This window comes from Streptomyces sp. CB02959, assembly GCF_002803155.1.
In the GTDB taxonomy this organism is placed as follows: domain Bacteria; phylum Actinomycetota; class Actinomycetes; order Streptomycetales; family Streptomycetaceae; genus Streptomyces.
The window spans coordinates 57,365-76,236 of sequence record NZ_NNBP01000040.1; the positions used below are offsets into that span (position 1 = coordinate 57,365).

Genomic DNA, 18,872 nt, shown 5'->3' on the forward strand with positions numbered 1-18,872 from the left:
CGGGCGGGGGACGCAGAGCGAGGGGGCGCTCCGGTCCGTTCCGGTGGGATCGGCCCGGCGTGGTCGGGCATCCGGGGCGATGTGCGGGAAATGTGTGTGGAATGTGTCTCGTTGGTCAATTCCACGACGGCCGGAAAAGGATGTCGGGTAAGGGGAATCCGGGGCGGTTGGACGATTAATTCCGGCATGCTGTCCGGCCTTGTCCGAAGTGGCGGCACGTCCTTCCACGTGTGATCAAGGGGGAATTCCGGCCGCTTTGTTTTCCACCCGGATGCGGGGGTGTGCGGCGCGTAAGGGTGAGGGTGGTTCCGGCAATCGCAGGAGCGTTCGTTGTGACAGAAGCGTGACCAATGGGGGACCGGTGGGTCACGGCGGTGTGCGACGGGCGGCCCTTCCGTGCGCCGCCGCGGGCACCTACGGTGGCTGCCATGGCACCGAACCTTCCCGGCGACACACCGGACATCCAGGACGACCCCGAGGCGTACGTCGGCCTCTCCCAGAAGGCCGCGGAGGAGCAGGCCCGGGACCGGGGCTGGACCACCGTCCGGTCGGTCCCGCCGGGCGCGATGATCACCATGGAGTACCTCGTCGGCCGGATCAATTTCGAGGTGAAGGACGGCGCGGTGGCGCGCAGCTGGGTGGGCTGACGGGCCGCTGGCCCGGCGCCTCCGGCCGGCACGACGAAGGCCCCGGCCGCTCCAGACGGAGCGGCCGGGGCCTTCGTGCGGGGCGGCGGGGGTGCGTACCGGGTCCGCCGCCGTGGTCGGTCAGCCGGTGCCGTTGCGGGGGCGGCCGGAGGCCGGGCCGAACGGTGCGGCACCGCGCGGGACGCGGTCCGCGTGCGGCGGCCGGCGGCTGCCCGTCGGGGTGACCGGGGTGCGTTCGGCGCGGGAGGTGTGCGGGCGCGGCGGGTGGTGCGGCCAGCCCTCCGGGGCGTGCGCGGCGCGGCCGCCGGTGGCGGCCCCGACCGCCTCGCGGACCAGGACGTCCCCGTCCGGGGCGATCCGCTGCCGGGAGACCTCGGAGGCCAGCGCGCCGGCCGGCAGCGGGCCGCGCAGCGAATCGGGCCGCAGGCGCAGCCACAGTCGCAGCAGGATGCCCATGAGCCGGTCCTCGACCCAGGTGATGCCGGGCTCCAGCCACGGCATCGCCAGCAGCACCAGCAGGCCCGCGGCCCAGCCCAGCAGGACGTCGCTGACCCAGTGCGTACCGAGGTAGACGGTGGTCATCCCGACGCCCAGCGCGCCCAGCGCGGCGATCACCGACAGGGTGCGGCGGCGCAGCGGGGTGGTCGCCAGGTAGGCCAGTACGCCCCAGGTGACGACGGCGTTGGCGGTGTGGCCGGAGGGGAATATGTCGCCGCCGAGCCACATCTCGTTGGAGCCGACCACCGTCGCGTAGTGCGGGCCGAGGCGGCCCATCCCGAGCTTGGCGGCGCCGACGGTGAGGTTCAGCAGCAGCAGCGAGGCCCCGAGCACCAGCAGCGGGTGGAGGTTGCGCTGGCGCCAGCAGCGCCAGCCCAGCCAGGCGGCCACCGCCACCGCGGTCGGGCCACGCTGCCCCAGCACGACGAAGTAGTCGAGGAAGGCATGGATCTCCGGCCACTGCTTGTACGGCCGGAAGAGCATGAGCTGCCAGTCGAGGGTGACCAGGGAGGTGTCGGCCAGCACCCCGGCGACGATCGCCGCGTACACCGCCAGCGTGCCCCAGAACAGCCACAGGCGGGTCCGGGTCATGCGCGGCGGTCTGACGCGATCGGTCGGGAGGCGCTCCTCCATCTGGTCGAGCTTGTCATCGGTACGCACTCAAACGACGTTACCGCGTGTGATGTATGCACTTGGTCAAACCGTGCGCTTTGTAATGACGATGTGATGTGGAATGGGTCTCAATCCGGGCCGGGTTCCCAGGATTTCGAAGGGAATTTCCCGGGTACTGGATTCTGTTCCAGCCATCCGCGTGTCGCCGTCATAGGTGCTTATCTGTTTTTCGTCGGCGGAGTTTATCCGTCATTCGCACGGGTGCCGTGGCGCGTTTTCCTCGGGAGGGCGATTACGGAGCGGGATCTTCCGGTCACGGCGGGCCCGAGCCGTTCAGCCAGAACGCGCCGTAGACCGCCGAGCCGACCGCCACCACCCCGATGACCAGCCACGCCCACACCGGGCGCCATCTGGCCAGCCCCGCCGCGAGCGGCAGGAACAGTGGGAAGGCGGGCATCATCAGGCGCGGTTTCGACCCGAAGTAGCCCTTGGCGGTGAGCGCGATCAGCAGCACCGTCCCGCCGTAGACGGCCAAGGGCAGCGGCTGGCCCTTCCGCACGCCGTGCACGTACAGCCAGACGACCAGCGCGACGCCGATCAGCAGGCCGAGGCCGGCGGCGAACGCGGGCCCGGTGAGCTGGTGCCAGACAAACGTGCCGAAGGCGATCCCGCCGTCGAAGCCGTTGTGCCAACCGGCCTGGACGTCCAGGTAGCCGGTGAGCGAACCCTGCCGGGCGGCGACCCACAGGACGTATCCGCCCCAGCCGAGCGGTGCCAGCGCGACGCCGAGCAGCATCCGCCGGTGCCGGCCGTGGAGGAAGGCGCGCGGCCGGACCCCGCCGGCCCGCTCGTTCGCCACCGTCACCGCCGCGGTGATCCACACCGCGGCGACCACCGCGGCGCCCACCGGCCGGGTCAGTCCGGCCAGCGACGCCAGGGCGCCGGCCCACACCCAGCGTCCGGTGAGCACGCAGTAGACGCCCCACGCCGCGAGGGCGGTGAACAGCGACTCCGAGTACGCCATCGACTGGACGATGCCGACCGGCAGCGCGGCCCACAGTGCGGCGAGCAGTACCCCGGCCCGCGGCCCGTGCAGCCGCTCCCCGGTGGCGTACAGCGCCCAGGCCGCGGCGAGCGACGCCAGCCAGGCCACCGCCATTCCGGCGTCCGCCGCGGAGAGCGGGGTCAGTGCCGACAGGCCCCGCTCCAGCCAGGGCAGCAGTGGGAAGAACGCCAGGTTGGAGTGGACGTCGCCGTTGGCCAGGTGGACGGTGTAGCCGTAGCCCTGCTCGGCGACCCGGGTGTACCAGAGGGAGTCCCAGCGGGCGGTCAGCAGGGTGTGCCAGTCCTTGCCGTCGGCCGCCGACCAGACCATGAGGACGATCAGACCCCACAGCCGGATCGCCGCGTACGCCGCCAGACCGGGGGCGGCGCGGCGCAGCGCGGCACGGACGGCGGGCGGACACAGGGTCCGGCCGGGTGCGGCGGTGGAGGCAAGATCGTTCACCCAGTCGATTATCCAGGTGGCGGGGGCCCGGCCGTCCCGGACGGTCGTGGGAACGTCAGGGCTGCGACGAGCGTCTCACCGTGAGGTGGGCCACGCAGGCCCCGGGGGGACTCGCGTAGTCTGACGACTCAACTCGCCCGTGCCGCCGGTTCCGCCGGTGCGTCGTCGCGCCCTGGACCGTGGCCGCGAGCGCAGCACGGCGAGCGCATGACAGGAGGTTCTGGATGTCAGGGACGACCGCGTCCGGCAGGGGGCGGACGGGTGGTATTCCCCGGCACACAGGCGGTGGCGTGAACCGCTGGACCGTGCTGACCGTGCTCTGCGTCAGCCTGCTCTTCGTCGCGCTGGACACCACCATCCTCTATGTGGCGGTGCCCTCCATCACCGAGGATCTGCGGCCCGGGCCGGTCGAGCTGCTGTGGATCGTCGACATCTACCCGCTGATCGCCGCCTCGCTGCTGATCCTCTTCGGCACGCTCGGCGACCGCGTCGGCCGCCGCCGCGTCCTGCTGCTCGGTTACGGGCTCTTCGCCCTGGCCTCGGCCGCCGCCGCGCTCGCGCCCAATCCGCAGATCCTGATGGCGGCCCGGGCGCTGCTCGGCATCGGCGGCGCCATGATCATGCCGGCCACGCTCTCGATCCTGCGTCAGGTCTTCCCCGACCGGCGGGAGCGGGCGGTCGCCATCGGCGTGTGGAGCGCGGTGGCCGCGGTCGGTGCCGCGGTCGGCCCGGTGCTCGGCGGCTTCCTGGTCGAGAACTTCTGGTGGGGCTCGGTCTTCCTGATCAACATCCCGATGATGGCGGCGATGTTCCTGATAGGGCGCTGGCTGCTGCCGGAGTCGCGGGGCGAGCGCAACGGGCCCTGGGACCTGGTCGGCGCGGTCATCGCGGCGCTGGGCGTGCTGGGCATCGTCCTCGGGGTCAAGCGGCTGGGGAGCGGTGCCCCGGTGGTCGGGGTGACCACGCTGCTGCCGATCGTCGTCGGTGCCGTGCTGCTGATCCTCTTCGTCCGCCGGCAGGGGCGCCGCACCCACCCGCTGATCGACATGCGGCTGTTCGCCCGGCCGGCGTTCGGCACCTCCATCTGCTGCATCGTGCTCGCCATGCTCGCCCTCGTCGGACTGCAGCTGATCGCCGTCCAGTACCTCCAGTTGGTGCTGGGGCTGAGCCCGCTGGAGACCGGGCTGCGGATGCTGCCGCTGGTGTTCTCCGCGATGGCCGCCGGCCTCACCGGCTCCAAGCTGCTGCAGGCCCTGGGCCCGCGGGTGATGGTCGTCGGCGGCTTCGCCCTCACCGCGCTCGCGGTGCTCTCGTTGACCGCGTTGGGCAGCCAGGACCACTTCTGGCAGCTGTCCCTCGGCTTCGTGCTGCTCGGCTACGGCTTCCAGTCCACGCTGTTCGGGGCGTACGAGTCGATGCTCAGCGAGGCGCCGGCCGCCCAGGCGGGCGGTGCGGCGGCGCTCGGTGAGACCGCCTACCAACTGGGTGCCGGGATCGGGGTGGCGCTGCTCGGCAGCGTGATGAACGCCGCCTACGCGCCGGGCCTGAACCGCGTCGCCGGGGTCTCCGACCGGGCCGCCCACTCGGCCTCGCACTCGCTCGGCGAGGCGTACAAGGTCGCCGCCGGCCTCGGGGAGCACGCCCGGCAGACGCTCCGGGTGGCCGCCCGGGACGCCTTCATCCACGGTCTGCGGGTCACCCTGATCGCCAGCGCGGTGCTGCTGCTGGTCGGTGCGGGGATCGCGCTGCGGCTGCCGCGCCGGGCCGCGGAGTCCGTCGAGCGGGCAGACGCCGGGGCCGCCGCCGAGGAGGGCGCCGCGGTCGTCGCCGAGGACGGTGCCGGGGCCGCTGCCGAGGACGGCGCCGCGACCGCCGGGCGCGAGGGGGCGCCGGCCCCCGCGGGCACCGGCTGCTGATCCGGGGCGGGCTCCCGGCCCGCCGCCCGGCGGGTGACCCTTGCCGGGCGGTGCCGGGGACCGTACCGTCGGACGCGCGTAACTACCACTGCTAGTTTTTCGCGCGAGCGCTGAATCCGTCGGAGGATCCGCCATGCCCGCAACGCCGTCCACGCTCCCGCCCTTCGACCCCGAGGACCCCCTGGGCCTCGACGACCTGCTCACCGACGAGGACCGGGCGGTCCGCGCCACCGTCCGCCAATGGGCCGGTGACCGGGTCCTGCCGCACGTTGCCGACTGGTACGAGCGCGGCGAGCTCCCCGGGATCCGCGAACTCGCCCGGGAACTGGGCGCGCTCGGCGCCCTGGGCATGTCCCTGACCGGCTACGGCTGCGCCGGCGCCTCGCACGTCCAGTACGGACTCGCCTGCCTGGAACTGGAGGCCGCCGACTCCGGCATCCGCTCGCTGGTCTCCGTCCAGGGCTCGCTGGCCATGTACGCGATCTGGCGCTTCGGTTCGGAGGAGCAGAAGCAGCAGTGGCTGCCGCGGATGGCCTCCGGCGAGGTCATCGGCTGCTTCGGACTGACCGAGCCGGACCACGGCTCCGACCCGGCGGGCATGCGGACGTACGCCAAGCGGGACGGTTCCGACTGGGTGCTGACCGGCCGCAAGATGTGGATCACCAACGGCTCGGTGGCCGGCGTCGCGGTGGTCTGGGCCCGCACCGACGACGGCATCCGCGGCTTCGTCGTCCCCACCGACCGCCCCGGCTTCGCCGCCCCCGAGATCAAGCACAAGTGGTCGCTGCGCGCCTCGGTCACCAGCGAACTGGTCCTGGACGAGGTCCGGCTGCCCGCCGACGCGGTGCTGCCGGAGGCGCGGGGACTCGGCGCCCCGCTGCGGTGCCTGGGGCAGGCCCGCTACGGGATCGTCTGGGGCTCGATGGGGGCGGCGCGCGCCTGCTTCGAGGCGGCGCTCGACTACGCGCGGACCCGCGAGCAGTTCGGCCGGCCCATCGGCGGCTTCCAGCTCACCCAGGCCAAACTGGCCGACATGGCGCTGGAGCTCCACAAGGGGCTGCTGCTCGCGCACCACCTGGGGCGGCGGTTCGACGCCCGCACCCTGCTGCCGGAGCAGATCAGCTTCGGCAAGCTCAACAACGTCCGCGAGGCGATCGACATCTGCCGCACCGCCCGGACCATCCTCGGCGCCAACGGGATCTCGCTCGAATACCCGGTCATGCGGCACGCCACCAACTTGGAGTCGGTGCTGACCTACGAGGGCACCGCGGAGATGCACCAGTTGGTGCTGGGCAAGGCGCTCACCGGACTCGATGCCTTCCGGTGAGCGGCCGGATCGTCTCCGGCGGTCGCCGTTCCCGGAGGGCGCAGTGACCGACCGCGGCTGCCCCGCGGGTCGGCCCACCGGCCGGAAGGGGCACCCGCGGCCCCTCAACTCTGGTTGAAGAAGCCGCCGTTGCGCGGGCCGCGGGTCTCGCCGGTGACGACCCTGTAGTCGTTCGGGGTGAGCAGGAAGACCCGGGTGGCGACCCGCTCGATGGAGCCGCGCAGGCCGAAGGTGAGGCCGGCGGCGAAGTCCACCACCCGCTTGGCGTCGGCGGACTCCATGGCCGTCAGGTTGACGATCACCGGGACGCCGTCCCGGAAGAGTTCGCCGATGCCGCGGGCGTCCCGGAAGGAGGCCGGGGTGACCGTGGCGATGCGGGTGCCCTGGTGCTGGGCGGCCTCGTCGGCCACCTGGACCCGGGGGTCGGTCACCCAGGGGTTGCCGCCCGAGTCGGCGGACTCGGGTCCCTCGGCGTAGTCATCGTCGTAGTAGCGCTCGTCATCGTTGTCGTCGACGAGGCCCAGCCAGGCGCTCGCCTTGCGTACCGATCCCATTGACGCCTCCTCTCACCCGCGGCGTGTGCGTTCCGTTCGCCCTATCGTCGTCCATGAGGGCGAGGGTGTGCCAAGCGGATAGCCGCCGCACGGGGGGTTCGTGACATATCTGGTGCAAAGAGGGTGGTGCGCTGTCAGCTCGCGTGCCCTGGTGGTGAACTGACAGTACGAAAGGCGTCACGGTCGGTACCCGAATCGGTGAAGTCGACAAGTTGACGGCGTCGGCGGGATATGACTTGGAGGTCGGTTCGGGCGTGGGGCCAGGGCATATGTCCGGGGCCTGGACGGACCCCAGCGATATAGCCCGATGATCGGGTGACTGACCCAACGGAGCGTCGTTGACACGGGAACAGAAAAACCTCTGTTCCTCTACATTCACTCCGAAAGATCAGCACGTGACTTCACCGATCACGCAGGAGCGCATCCCGCGCCTCCGCAGGGCGTTCACGGCGACGGTCGTGGCGCCCCGCACCATCCGCGCCAAGCTCATCCGCATCCTCGCGGTGGCCCTGGTGATACTCCTGGCGCTCCTGGGCTTCTCCGCCGCCCGGCAACTCGGCGACTACGAGAACGCCAGCACCACCGCCGCCGACGCCCACCTCTCCGACGCGCTCCAGGGCTTCATCCACGAGCACCAGAAGGAGCGCGGCCTGACCACCGGCTACGTGGGCGGGATCGCCGAGTTCCACGACCGGATGCTGGCGCAGCGCAGGCTCACCGACCGGGCGCTGGTCCAGGTGCGGCAGGAGCTGGCGGACCGCCAGGACAGCGCCGCCGCGGCCGTGCGCCAGGGACTGGGCCGGGTCGACGCCCTCCAGGGCATCCGGACCGCGGCGGACCGCGGCACCGGGCAGGTCGGGCGCACCTACGACTACTTCACCACCACCAACATCGCGCTGAACCGCATCGGGGCCGGCCTGGTCGAGGTCCGCGACGCCCAGCTGCGGGCCGACTACCAGGCACTGCAGATCCTCGGCACCGCCAAGGAGTTCACCGGCCAGGAGCGGGCCATCGTGCTCGGCTCGCTGCACGCCGGCCGGTTCGGCGGCGACGACTACACCCGCTTCATGACCACCCGGTCCGGGCGGCTGGCCTCGCTGGAGGAGTTCCCCGAGTGGGCCACCCCCCGCCAGGAGCGCCGGGTGAAGGACGCGCTGGCGACGCCGTCCGCCCGGGAGCTGTTCGGCTACGAGAAGCAGATCGTCGCGGGGCGGGGCACCCTGCCGGGCGACGGCAAGGTGCCGCCGACCGCGTGGTACAACTCCGCCACCGCCACCATCAACGGGCTGCGCACCGTCCAGATCGCCCTCGGCGCGGACATCAAGGACCGCGCGACCGTGCTGGAGAGCGACGCCGCAGGCACCCTGGCGCTGTTCGCGGCGCTCGCCGTCGGCTCGGTGCTCGCCCTGGGCACGCTCGCGGTGGGCGCCGCCCGTTCGGTCGCCGGGCCGCTGGGCTCGCTGACCCGGCAGGCCCGGGAGGTCGCCGGGGAGCGGCTGCCGGCCGCCGTGGCCCGCGTCCAGAACGAGTCCGGCAAGCCGGAGCCGCTGCAACCGCTGACCGTGCCGCGCGGCGCGGGCACCGAGGTCCGGCAGATGGCCGACGCCTTCGACCAGATGCAGAAGGCCGCCTACGACCTCGCCACCGAGCAGGCCGTACTGCGCCGCAACGCCACCGAGTCGCTGGTCAACCTCGGCCGCCGCAACCAGAACCTGGTCCGCCGCCAGATCAGCTTCATCAACAAGCTGGAGCACGAGGACGCCGACCCGGCGACGCTCGCCAACCTCTTCGAGCTGGACCACCTCGCCACCCGGATGCGGCGCAACGCCGAGAGCCTGCTGGTGCTCGCCGGCGAGGCCAGCCCGCGGACCTGGGCCACTCCGCTGTCCGTGACGGACGTGATCCGGGCGGCGCTCTCCGAGGTCGAGGACTACCGCCGGGTCAAGCTGCGCCGGGTCGACGCCGCCTTCCTCGGCGGCACGGTGGTCTCGGAGATCTCCCACCTGCTCGCCGAGCTGATCGAGAACGCGCTGAGCTTCTCGCCGCCGGACACCGACGTGGAGGTCGAGGGCCGCCGCACCAGCGCCGGCTACCTCGTCGCGATCGTGGACCACGGCACCGGCATGGACGCCCAGGCGATGGCCGAGGCCAATGTCCGGCTCTCCGGGGCCGCCAGCTTCATGGCCGAACCCACCCGGTTCCTCGGCCACTTCGTGGTCGGCGCGCTGGCCCGCAAGTGCGGGATCGAGGTCCGCCTCGGGGAGGCGCCGGCCGCCGGCACCGTCGCCCGGGTGCTCATCCCGGCCGCCCACCTCGCGGAGTCGGCCGCGGCGCCGGTGGTACCCGCCGTGCCGGAGAAGCCGGCGCGGGCCAAGGCGAAGGGGAAGGGGAGCGCGGTGCCGGACGAGCACGCCACGGCGGCGGACGGCGGGGCGGACGACGCGCGGCCGGACGCGGCGCGGACCGCGGCGGGCGGCGAGCGGTCCGCGCCGCTGCCCCGGCCCCGGGAGGCGGGGGCGGAGCGGGAGTCCGGGGCCGCCGCGCCGGCCGGGCCGCGCGGGTCCTCGGCGGCCCGCACCCGCAACGGACTGGTCAAGCGCGCCAAGCGCAGCGCCATCCAGTCGGCGGTCGACGAGGCGGCGGCGCCGCGCTGGCAGCAGGAGGCCGCACCGACGCCCGACCGTTCGCCCGACGAGGTCTCCGGCATGCTCGCCTCCCTCCGCAGCGCCCATATGCGCGGCGGGATCAGCGTGGAGAAGGAGCGTGAGCGGGCCACGGAGAAGGAGCGGGGGGCCGACGACCGGGGCGGGCCGGGCCGCGGGCAGGACGAGCAGGCACAGCGGGCGGAGCAGGCCGCGTCGAAGGGGGACCAGAAGTGAGCGTCGATCTCCACAACGATTCGCAGACCTTCAACTGGCTGCTGGCCAACTTCGTCCGCAAGACGGACGGGGTGCGGGACGCGGTGGCGGTCTCCTCGGACGGCCTGCTGGTCGCCGTGTCGGAGGGGCTGAACCGGACCGACGCGGACCATCTGGCCGCGGTGGTCTCGGGACTGTCGAGCCTGGCCCGCAGCGCCTCGCGGCGCTACGAGTTCGACGGCGTCAAGCTCATCATGATCGAGATGGGGCGCGGCTTCCTGCTGGTCTCGGCGATCCGGGACGGCAGCTGCCTGGGCGTGCTCGCCGACTCGACCGGTGAACTGGGTCTGGTCGGCTACGAGATGGCGGTCCTGGCCGAGCGGGCCGGGGACCTGCTGAACCCGACGCTGATCGCGGATCTGCGGCAGGTACTGCCCCGATGAGCGAGGAAGGCGAGGAGGACGCGCTGTTCGTCCGGCCGTTCATCATGACCGGCGGACGGGCCGAGCCGATGCACGACGGCCTGCGGCTGGAGACGCTGGTCGTGGCGGTGCCCGAACCGCCGCCGGGGACGCTGGAGTTCGAGCGCCGCCGGATCGTGGCGCTGTGCGCGCAGCCGACGACGGTGGCCGAGGTGGCCGCCGGGATCGGGGTGCCGCTGGGCGTCGCCAAGGTGCTCATCGCCGACCTCGTCGTCGGCGGACTGCTGGTCTGTCAACAACCCAAGGAGCTGCCGCTCCATGTCCTGGAGAGGATCAGGGACCATGTCAGGGCGCTCTGAGAAGGCCGCACCGCTCGCCGTGAAGATCGTCATCAGCGGTGGGCTGGGCGTCGGCAAGACGACGTTCATCGGGGCGATCTCCGAGATCGAGCCGCTGGACACCGAGGCGGCCATCACCCAGGTCTCGGTCGGGGTGGACTCGCTCGTCGGCGTGGAGAACAAGACCACCACCACGGTGGCGTTGGACTTCGGCCGGATCACCCTCGACCCGTCGATCGTGCTGTACCTCTTCGGCACGCCCGGCCAGGACCGTTTCTCGTTCCTCTGGGACGACCTGGTGGAGGGTGCGCTGGGGTCGATCGTGCTGGTCGACACCCGGCGCATCGAGGACTCCTTCCCGGCGCTGGACTTCTTCGAGGAGCGCGGGATGCCGTTCGTGCTGGCGGTCAACCACTTCGACGATGCGCAGCAGTTCGCGCTGGAGGAGGTCCGGGAGGCGCTGGGCATCGACGGCGGGGTGCCGGTGATCGCCTGCGACGCACGGGACTGGGCGTCGGTGCGCGATGTGCTGGCGGCGTTGATGGACCAGGTCGTGCTGCGCCACGCGGCCGGCGGCGCGCCCCGGGTGGGGGCGCTGGCCCGCTGAGCGGTGGTGCGGCAGGTGGGGCGGGCGGGCATGGGGATCCCCGGCGAAGGCCGGGGAGGGCCGCCCGCCCCCGGTGCGTCCGCGGCCGGTGCGGCGGACACACCGGGGGCCGCCGGATCAGCGGATCTCCGGCGGGCTGATCCGGGAGGCCGTGAGGGCCGAGGGACCGGTGCCCCACTTCTTCAGGATCCGGTCGTACGTCCCGTCCTTCTTCAGCCGGTTGACCGCGGCCTGGAAGGCGGGGGCCAGCGGTGTCCCCTTCTTGAAGGCGAAACCGACGTCCAGGCGTTTGAACTCGTTGAGGAAGCGCAGCCCCGGCTGCTGTGCGACGGCGTAGCGCAGTCCGTTGATGGTGCTCATCACCACGTCGCTGCGGCCCTGTTGGAGCGAGATCCACAGGGCGCCCTGGTCGGCGTAGGTCCTGACGTCGTAGGGCGGCTTCCCGGCGTCCTTGCACAGGTGCGCGTTGGCCTCCAGTGTGGTCTCGAAGGTGGTGCCGGCGCCGGTGGCCACCGTCAGGCCGCACAGCTGGGCCAGTGCGGTGACCTTCTTCAGCGGGCTGTCCCGGCGGGCCGCGAAGCCCTGGCCGTCGTTGATGTAGGTGACGAAGTCGAGGGTCTTGCGGCGTTCGTCGGTGACGCCGAAGTTGCCGGTGCCCACGTCGTACTTGCCGCTGCCCAGGGCCGGCAGGATCGCCTCGAAGCCGGCCACCTCCCGGGTGAGCTTCAGGCCGAGGACCTTGCCGACCGCGTCCGCGAAGTCGATGTCCTGGCCGGCCAGGGTCCTGCCGTCGGGAAGGTAGGTGGCGCCGGGCGGGGTGCCGACGCTGCTGGCCAGGGCGAGGGTGCCGCGGGCGCGGACGTCGGCGGGCAGCAGCGCGGCGGCGGCCGGGTCCTTCCGTACGGCGGAGACCACGTCGGTGGTGGGGACCTTGGCGGTCGCCGCGGCCGGTCCGGCGTCCGGGGTGCCGGCGGCCGTGCCGTCCGTGCCGCAGCCGGTGACCGCCAGGGCCGCGGTGGCCAGGAGCGCGGCGGTGCGCAGCGCGGTGCGGGAGGTGTGGGTGGTGGTCATGGGTGCGGGATCTCCAGGTGCTTCTCGAACGGCAGCGGGCCGATCGACTCCGGGTCGGCGGTCAGGTCGAACAGGGGGCGGTAACCCGCCGACAGGTAGAGGTGTCTGGCCTCCGGCTGGCGGGGGCCGGTGGTGAGGTGGATCCGGGTGTAGCCGCGGTCCGCGGCGTGCCGCTCCAGGGCGGTCAGGACGCGGCGGGCCAGTCCGCGGCGGCGGTGTGCGTGGTGCGTCCAGATCCGTTTGAGTTCGGCGGTGTCCGGGGCGTAGCGGCGGTAGGCGCCGCCGGCGACCGGGCTGCCGTCCTCCAGGAGCAGCAGGAACGCGCCCCCGGGCGGGGCGAATTCCGCGGCCGGGTACTCCTGGGAGAGGTCGACGGGCCGGCCGTACCGGGTGGTGTACTCGTGGGTCAGCTCGTCCAGCAGGGGGCGGGCGAGCGGATCGGTGACGGTGGTGTGATGGATCGTCAGACGGGCCGCGCGGGGCGGCCGTGGCGCGGCGGTCATCGGGGCGCCTCCGTGGCCGGTGGCGGCGCTCGACGGTCTACGAGCGCGCCGGATGGACAAAGCGGGGCGAAGACGGGTGGAACGGTGGAGCGAGGGAGGGGTGCGCCGGACGGCGGCGCGGGTGTGAAGGCGCGCGGCGGGAAGGAAGGAGAGCCGCGGAATCGGCCCGGCCGGGAACGGCGGGCCTCAGGGGCAGGGGGTCAGCTCAACAGGAGGACGACCACACGCGACCGAAGTCGATGTGGTCACGGGTGACCAGCCGCTGCCATGGATGCATGCGGCCAAGTGGAACAGGCATCCGTTTCCGCGTCAACCGCGAAGTGATCCATCGCTCACAGTGTGGACGGCGGACCGTACGCCCTTGACAGCGAGCCGTGTTGACCCCATAGCCTCAAGAGCCGGTCGTGCTGAGGGGCGCGGCCCGTTCTGCCTGTGTGAAGGCGCTCGACTCCCGTGATCGATCCGACGTGCATCCACGGAGCCTTCGCATGCCTTCCGACACCCTCGACGCCCCTGCCGTGTCCGCGGCGCCGCCCGCCGAGCCGGCGCCGCCCGCCCCGCGCATCGTGCCGCGCCGCCGCTTCGGCCAGTGGACGGCCGCCGCGGTCCTCCTCGTCCTGCTGGTGCTGGCCCTCACCTCCGTCGTCCGCAACCGCGCCTTCCAATGGGACGTGGTCGCCGACTACTTCCTGACCTCCGCCGTACTGCGCGGCCTGGGCCTGACGCTCTGGCTGACCGCCGTGGTGATGGTGCTGGGCTTCGCGCTGGGCACCGGGCTCGCGGTCCTGCGGCTGTCCGGCAACCCCGTGCTGCGCGGCATCGGTCGGGGCTACGTCTGGCTGTTCCGGTCGATGCCGATCCTGGTGCAGCTGCTGTTCTGGTTCAACATCGGGGCGCTGTACCCGGTCGTCCTCGGCGTCAAGACCGTCAACCTGCTCTCGCCGGTGGCCGTCGCGGTCATCGGACTGACCCTGCACGAGGCCGCGTACGCCGCGGAGGTGGTCCGCGGCGGCATCCTCTCCGTCGGCAAGGGCCAGTTGGAGGCTGCCCAGGCGCTGGGCCTGGGGGCCGGGCGGCGGCTGCGCCGGATCGTGCTGCCGCAGGCGATGCGGTCGATCGTGCCGCCGGCCGGGAACATGCTGATCGGCACCCTCAAGGGCACCTCCATCGTCAGCGTCATCGCCGTCCAGGACCTGCTCTACTCCGTCCAGTTGGTCTACCACCGCACCTACCAGGTCATCCCGCTGCTGCTGGTGGCGACCCTCTGGTACGTCCTGGTCACCTCGGTCCTCGGCGTCGGCCAGCACTACATCGAGCGGCACTACGCCCGCGGAACGGCCGGTGCCCGATGAGCCCGGCCGCGCGGGACCTGGTCCGGCCGTCCGTGGTGATCGTGGGCGCCGGCCCGCGGGGCACCGGAGTGCTGGAGCGGATCGCCGCCAACGCCCCCGAGCTGTACGGCGACGCGCCCCTCGACCTGCACCTGGTCGATCCGCACCCGCCCGGCGGCGGCCGGATCTGGCGCCGGGCGCAGTCCCCGCTGCTGTGGATGAACTCCATGGCCGAGGACGTCACGATGTTCACCGACGAGACCGTCGAGCAGACCGGTCCGGTACGGCCCGGTCCCTCGCTCGCCGAGTGGGCCGGCGCGGTACGGGACGGGCGGCTCGCCGCCCCGTCCGGCCTCGCCGACGACGCGGCGGCGCTGGGCCCGACGGACTTCGCCGGGCGGCGGCTGCAGAGCGCCTACCTTCGCTGGGTCTACGAGGACGCGGTGGCCGCGCTGCCGCCCCGGGTCACCGTGCACGAGCACCGGGGGACCGCGCTGCGGGTCTCCGGGCCGCGCGAGGGGCGGCAGCAGGTGTGGCTGGCGGGCCGCCCCGCACCGCTGCGGGCCGACCTGGTGGTGCTGACGCTGGGGCATCTGGAATCCCGACTCGGCCCCGAGGAACGGGAGTTGACGGACTTCGCGGCCCGGCACGGGCTGACGTACCTGCCGCCGGCGTTCACCGCCGACAGTGACCTCGGCGCACTGCGGCCCGGCGAACCGGTCCTGGTGCGCGGCTTCGGGCTGGCCTTCGTCGACCTGATGGTGCTGCTGACCGAGGGGCGCGGCGGGACGTACACCACCGGCCGCGACGGAGAGCTGACCTACCACCCCTCCGGCCGGGAACCGGTGCTGCACGTCGGGTCCCGGCGCGGCGTGCCCTACCACTCCAAGATCGGCTACCCGCCGTCCGGCGAACGGCCGCCGCTGCCGCGGTTCTTCGGCCCCGCCGAGGTCGACGCGCTGCTCGCCCGGCCCGGGGGGATCGACTTCCCCAGGGACGTCCGGCCGCTGATCGACAAGGAGCTGGGATTCGCCCACTACCACCGGCTGTTCACCGCGCACGCCGAACGCACCCGGATGGCGTGGCCGGACTTCGAGGAGAAGTACGCCGCCGCCGGCCCCGGCAGCGGCGCCCTCCAGGCACTGGTCTCCGCCGCCGTCCCCGACCCGGCCGACCGGCTCGACCTGGAGGCGCTGGACCACCCGTTGGACGGGATCCGCTACGCCGACGACGCGGCCCGCCAGGCCGGGCTGCGCGCCCACATCGAGGCCGACCTGGCCCGCCGCCACGACCCCGCACACAGCCCCGACCTGGCGGTCTTCCTCGCGCTGCTGTCGGTCTACGGCCAGCTGATCCGGCTCGGCGACCACGGGCCCTGGTGGCACGGCTTCTTCAGCTTCCTCGCCTCCGGGCCGCCCGGGCCCCGGCTGCGGCAGCTGCTGGCGCTCTCCCGGGCCGGGGTGGTGCGCTTCCTGGGCGCGGGCCTCACCGTCACCGCCGACGAGGCCCGCGGGGTGTTCCGGGCCGGGTCCGCCGGCCTGCCGGGGGAGTGGACCGAGGCCCGGGCCCTGGTGGAGGCGCGGCTGCCGGAACCGACCGTGCTCCGCACCCGGGACCGGCTGCTCGCCGCGCTGCACGCCGACGGCGCCCGCGCCACGGACGGCGGCCTGCTGGCCGTCGATCCCGCCGACGGCCGGATCCTGGACCGGGCCGGCCGCCCGCACCCGCGCCGATTCGCCCTCGGCCCGTACACCGACGCCCGCGGCAGCGGTGCCTTCACCCGTCCCCGTACCAACGCGCCCGCCTTCCGGCAGAACGACGCGACCGCGCGGGCCCTGCTCACCTTCCTCCGCGACCGCACCGCCCCACCGGTACCGGTCCCCGCACTCACCCCGAGGACCGACGATGCCGCTGACCAGTGATTCCGCCGTCACCCGTGGGGCCCCCGGTGGATCCGCCGCGGCCGGTCGCCCCGTACCGCAGCGCGCCGGACCTCCGGAGGCGGACGACCCGGCGGCGCTGAAGGTCGTCCCGGTACGCCACCCCTGGCGCTGGGCGGGGATCGCGGTGACCGCGGTGCTGCTCGCCCAGTTCGCGCACGGCCTGGTCACCAACCCGGCGTGGCAGTGGGAGGTGTTCGCGCGGTTCTTCGCCAACGGCACGATCCTGAAGGCGGTCTGGGTCACCCTCCAGCTGACCGTCTACGGCACCGCCCTCGGCTTCGCGCTGGGCCTGGTGATGGCCCTGATGCGGCTGTCCGCCAGCCCGTTCCTGCGCTGGGTGGCGTTCGGCTACATCTGGGCGTTCCGCTCCATCCCGCTCATCGTCCAGCTGCTGTTCTGGTTCAACCTCGCCTACCTCTACCAGCGGCTGGACTTCGGGATCCCGTTCGGCCCGGCCTTCTTCCACTTCGACACCATGGGACTGGTCGGCGCGATGGGTGCGGCGGTCCTCGGGCTGGCGCTGCACCAGGCGGCCTACGCCGCCGAGATCGTCCGGGCCGGTGTACAGGCCGTGGACTCCGGTCAGTTGGAGGCCGCCGCCGCGCTCGGGCTGCCCCGGTTGCGCCGGCTCCGCCGGATCGTGCTGCCGCAGGCCATGCGCTCGATCCTGCCGAACGCCACCAACGAGGTGATCTCGCTCTTCAAGGGCACCTCGATCGTCTCGGTGATGGCGATCGGCGAACTCTTCTACCAGGTCCAGGTCGTCTACGGACGGAACGGCCAGGTGGTGCCCCTGCTGATGGTCGCCACCGCCTGGTACATCCTCCTCACCACCGTGCTCTCCGTCCTCCAGCACTTCGTCGAACGTCACTACGCCAAGGGGGTCGCGCGATGAGCGCCATGGTGGAAATCCGGTCCGTCCACAAGAGTTTCGGCGCCACCGAGGTGCTGCGCGGTATCGATCTGGAGGTCGCGGCCGGCGAGGTGACGGTGGTGCTCGGACCGTCCGGTTCGGGCAAGTCGACGCTGTTGCGCACCATCAACCACCTGGAGCAGGTCGACAGCGGCTGGATCAGCGTCGACGGGGCGCTGGTGGGCTACCGGAGGTCCGGCGACCGGCTCTACGAGCTGCGCGAACGGGAGATCCTCAAGCAGCGCACCGGTATCGGCTTCGTCTTCCAGAACTTCAACCTCTTCCCGCACCTGACAGTCCTGGAGAACCTCGTCGAGGCCCCGATCGCCGTACAGCGCCGCCCGCGCAAGGAGGCCGAGGCCGCCGCCCGCCGGCTGCTGACCCGGGTCGGCCTGGCGGAGAAGGCGGACGCCTACCCCGGGCAGCTCTCCGGCGGCCAGCAGCAGCGGGTCGCCATCGCCCGGGCGCTGGCCCTGGAACCCACCCTGCTGCTCTTCGACGAGCCGACCTCGGCGCTCGACCCCGAGCTGGTCGGCGAAGTCCTCGACGTCATCAGGGACTTGGCGCACCAGGGCACCACGATGATCGTCGTCACCCACGAGATCGGCTTCGCCCGCGAGGTCGCCGACACCGTCGTCTTCATGGACGGCGGGCGGATCGTCGAGCAGGGCCCGCCCGGGCAGGTGCTCGACCACCCGCGCCACGAGCGCACCCGGTCCTTCCTCTCCAAGGTGCTGTGACCGTGCCCGCCGCGCCCCCTGTGTCCGCCGTGCCCGCCGTCCCCGTACCGTCCGCACCGCCGTCGAGGAGACACCCCGTGATCCGCCGTACACTCGCCGCCGCCCTCGCCCTCGCCGCCGGCTCCGCCCTGCTCACCGGCTGCGGCTCCGGCGACACGGCGAGCGCGGAGGTCAGCTCCGGGAACCACGGCCCGAAGATCAACATCGGCCCCGAGCAGCACCGCGTCCGCGGGACCAGGGACCCCCGGAGCGCCGCGCTGGTGCCCGCCCGGGTCCGGGAGACCGGCGAACTGCGGATCGGCGTGGGCGCCGAGAGCAGCCCCCCGCTGAGCTTCTACGCCACCGACGACAAGACCCTCATCGGCGTCGAGGAGGACCTGGCCACCCTCGTCGCCGACACCCTCGGGCTGAAGCCGCACTTCGAGCCGCTGTCCTGGGAGAACCTCTTCGTCGGCCTGGACAGCGGCAAACTCGACGCGGTCTTCGGCAACGTCACCGTCACCGAGGAGCGCAAGGACAAGTACGACTTCGCCACCTACCGGCTCGACCAGCTGGGGATGGAGGTCAAGAAGGGCGCCGGCTGGAAGGTCCGCGGCGCCCGGGACGTCGCGGGGAAGACCATCGCGGTGGGCTCCGGCACCAACCAGGAGAAGATCCTGCTCGACTGGAGCAAGGAGGACGAGAAGGCCGGCCGCAAACCGGTGGACGTCAAGTACTTCCAGAAGCCCTCGGACGTCTACCTCGCGCTCCAATCCGGCCGGATCGACGGCTACTTCGGCCCCGACCCGTCCGTCGCGTACCACGTCGGCGTCGCCGGCCGGACCGAGATCGCCGGCATCTTCTCCGGCGGCGGCGCCCACCTCCAGGGCGAGATCGCCGCCACCACCCGGAAGGGCAGCGGCCTGGTCAAGGCGTACGCCGCGGCCCTCCAGAAGGTCATCGACGACGGCCGCTACGCCAAGGTGCTGGCCCGCTGGGGGCTGACCGCCGAGGCCGTCGCGACCTCGCGGATCAACCCGCCCGGCCTGCCCAGGACCTCCGACTGACCCCGCGCCCCGGCCCCGTACCGCACAGGAAGGCCCACC

At 72.7% G+C, this 18,872-nt stretch carries 17 protein-coding genes; 12 read left to right on the top strand and 5 right to left on the bottom strand.

From position 1 onward, the window contains the following. Positions 1 to 428: 428 nt before the first annotated feature. On the top strand, positions 429 to 647 hold the full coding sequence (locus CG747_RS41535) for an I78 family peptidase inhibitor (RefSeq protein ID WP_100607084.1): 219 nt from the start codon (positions 429 to 431) through the stop codon (positions 645 to 647). Between the two features lie 120 nt (positions 648 to 767). Here the strand turns inward: CG747_RS41535 and CG747_RS41540 are convergent, their stop codons facing one another. Continuing rightward, a complete protein-coding gene (locus CG747_RS41540) occupies positions 768 to 1,805 on the bottom strand; it encodes a phosphatase PAP2 family protein (protein WP_180985941.1) in 1,038 nt (345 codons plus the stop codon). A 265-nt stretch (positions 1,806 to 2,070) separates the two neighbouring features. Continuing rightward, positions 2,071 to 3,264 (bottom strand): glycosyltransferase family 39 protein, encoded by a 1,194-nt coding sequence (locus CG747_RS41545; protein WP_100607085.1) that lies wholly within the window; start codon positions 3,262 to 3,264, stop codon positions 2,071 to 2,073. A 224-nt stretch (positions 3,265 to 3,488) separates the two neighbouring features. Here CG747_RS41545 and CG747_RS41550 point away from each other — a divergent pair, with 224 nt between their 5' ends. Then, complete coding sequence (locus CG747_RS41550; protein WP_257981077.1) at positions 3,489 to 5,180, top strand: MFS transporter; 1,692 nt, start codon at positions 3,489 to 3,491, stop codon at positions 5,178 to 5,180. A gap of 133 nt (positions 5,181 to 5,313) precedes the next feature. Continuing rightward, complete coding sequence (locus CG747_RS41555) at positions 5,314 to 6,507, top strand: acyl-CoA dehydrogenase family protein (RefSeq protein ID WP_100607087.1); 1,194 nt, start codon at positions 5,314 to 5,316, stop codon at positions 6,505 to 6,507. A 104-nt stretch (positions 6,508 to 6,611) separates the two neighbouring features. Here CG747_RS41555 and CG747_RS41560 read toward each other — a convergent pair whose 3' ends face one another. Next, entirely contained in the window at positions 6,612 to 7,061 is a 450-nt protein-coding gene (locus CG747_RS41560; protein ID WP_100607088.1) for a cell division protein SepF, read from the bottom strand. A 395-nt stretch (positions 7,062 to 7,456) separates the two neighbouring features. Here CG747_RS41560 and CG747_RS41565 point away from each other — a divergent pair, with 395 nt between their 5' ends. The 4 genes from CG747_RS41565 to CG747_RS41580 are packed head-to-tail and all read left to right on the top strand — an operon-like array spanning position 7,457 to position 11,286. Continuing rightward, complete coding sequence (locus CG747_RS41565) at positions 7,457 to 9,940, top strand: nitrate- and nitrite sensing domain-containing protein (protein WP_100607089.1); 2,484 nt, start codon at positions 7,457 to 7,459, stop codon at positions 9,938 to 9,940. Continuing rightward, on the top strand, positions 9,937 to 10,362 hold the full coding sequence (locus CG747_RS41570; protein WP_100607090.1) for a roadblock/LC7 domain-containing protein: 426 nt from the start codon (positions 9,937 to 9,939) through the stop codon (positions 10,360 to 10,362). The genes CG747_RS41565 and CG747_RS41570 overlap by 4 nt, the downstream gene beginning before the upstream one ends. Beyond that, the gene (locus tag CG747_RS41575; protein WP_100607091.1) at positions 10,359 to 10,700 is read left to right on the top strand and encodes a DUF742 domain-containing protein; all 342 of its coding nucleotides are present in this window, start codon (positions 10,359 to 10,361) and stop codon (positions 10,698 to 10,700) included. Before CG747_RS41570 ends, CG747_RS41575 begins: the two co-directional genes overlap by 4 nt. Next, positions 10,684 to 11,286, top strand: coding sequence for an ATP/GTP-binding protein (locus CG747_RS41580; RefSeq protein ID WP_100607092.1), 603 nt, complete (start codon positions 10,684 to 10,686; stop codon positions 11,284 to 11,286). The genes CG747_RS41575 and CG747_RS41580 overlap by 17 nt, the downstream gene beginning before the upstream one ends. Positions 11,287 to 11,403: 117 nt before the next feature. Here CG747_RS41580 and CG747_RS41585 read toward each other — a convergent pair whose 3' ends face one another. Next, positions 11,404 to 12,357: an ABC transporter substrate-binding protein gene (locus CG747_RS41585; RefSeq protein ID WP_100607093.1), complete on the bottom strand. Its 954-nt coding sequence runs from the start codon at positions 12,355 to 12,357 to the stop codon at positions 11,404 to 11,406. Next, positions 12,354 to 12,860 (bottom strand): GNAT family N-acetyltransferase, encoded by a 507-nt coding sequence (locus CG747_RS41590; RefSeq protein ID WP_100607094.1) that lies wholly within the window; start codon positions 12,858 to 12,860, stop codon positions 12,354 to 12,356. The genes CG747_RS41585 and CG747_RS41590 overlap by 4 nt, the downstream gene beginning before the upstream one ends. A 488-nt stretch (positions 12,861 to 13,348) precedes the next feature. On the opposite strand from CG747_RS41590, the gene CG747_RS41595 reads away from it, so the two are divergent. From CG747_RS41595 to CG747_RS41615, 5 genes are all read left to right on the top strand, one after another. Then, entirely contained in the window at positions 13,349 to 14,212 is an 864-nt protein-coding gene (locus CG747_RS41595; protein WP_100607095.1) for an amino acid ABC transporter permease, read from the top strand. After that, positions 14,209 to 16,113 carry an FAD/NAD(P)-binding domain-containing protein gene (locus CG747_RS41600; protein WP_100607096.1) on the top strand — a complete coding sequence of 635 codons (1,905 nt, stop codon included), beginning with the start codon at positions 14,209 to 14,211 and terminating at the stop codon, positions 16,111 to 16,113. The genes CG747_RS41595 and CG747_RS41600 overlap by 4 nt, the downstream gene beginning before the upstream one ends. Further along, positions 16,097 to 17,029, top strand: coding sequence for an amino acid ABC transporter permease (locus CG747_RS41605; RefSeq protein WP_100607110.1), 933 nt, complete (start codon positions 16,097 to 16,099; stop codon positions 17,027 to 17,029). Before CG747_RS41600 ends, CG747_RS41605 begins: the two co-directional genes overlap by 17 nt. Then, the gene (locus CG747_RS41610) at positions 17,026 to 17,787 is read left to right on the top strand and encodes an amino acid ABC transporter ATP-binding protein (RefSeq protein ID WP_100607097.1); all 762 of its coding nucleotides are present in this window, start codon (positions 17,026 to 17,028) and stop codon (positions 17,785 to 17,787) included. The genes CG747_RS41605 and CG747_RS41610 overlap by 4 nt, the downstream gene beginning before the upstream one ends. 77 nt (positions 17,788 to 17,864) lie before the next feature. Further along, positions 17,865 to 18,833 (top strand): ABC transporter substrate-binding protein, encoded by a 969-nt coding sequence (locus CG747_RS41615; RefSeq protein ID WP_100607098.1) that lies wholly within the window; start codon positions 17,865 to 17,867, stop codon positions 18,831 to 18,833. Positions 18,834 to 18,872: the final 39 nt, after the last annotated feature.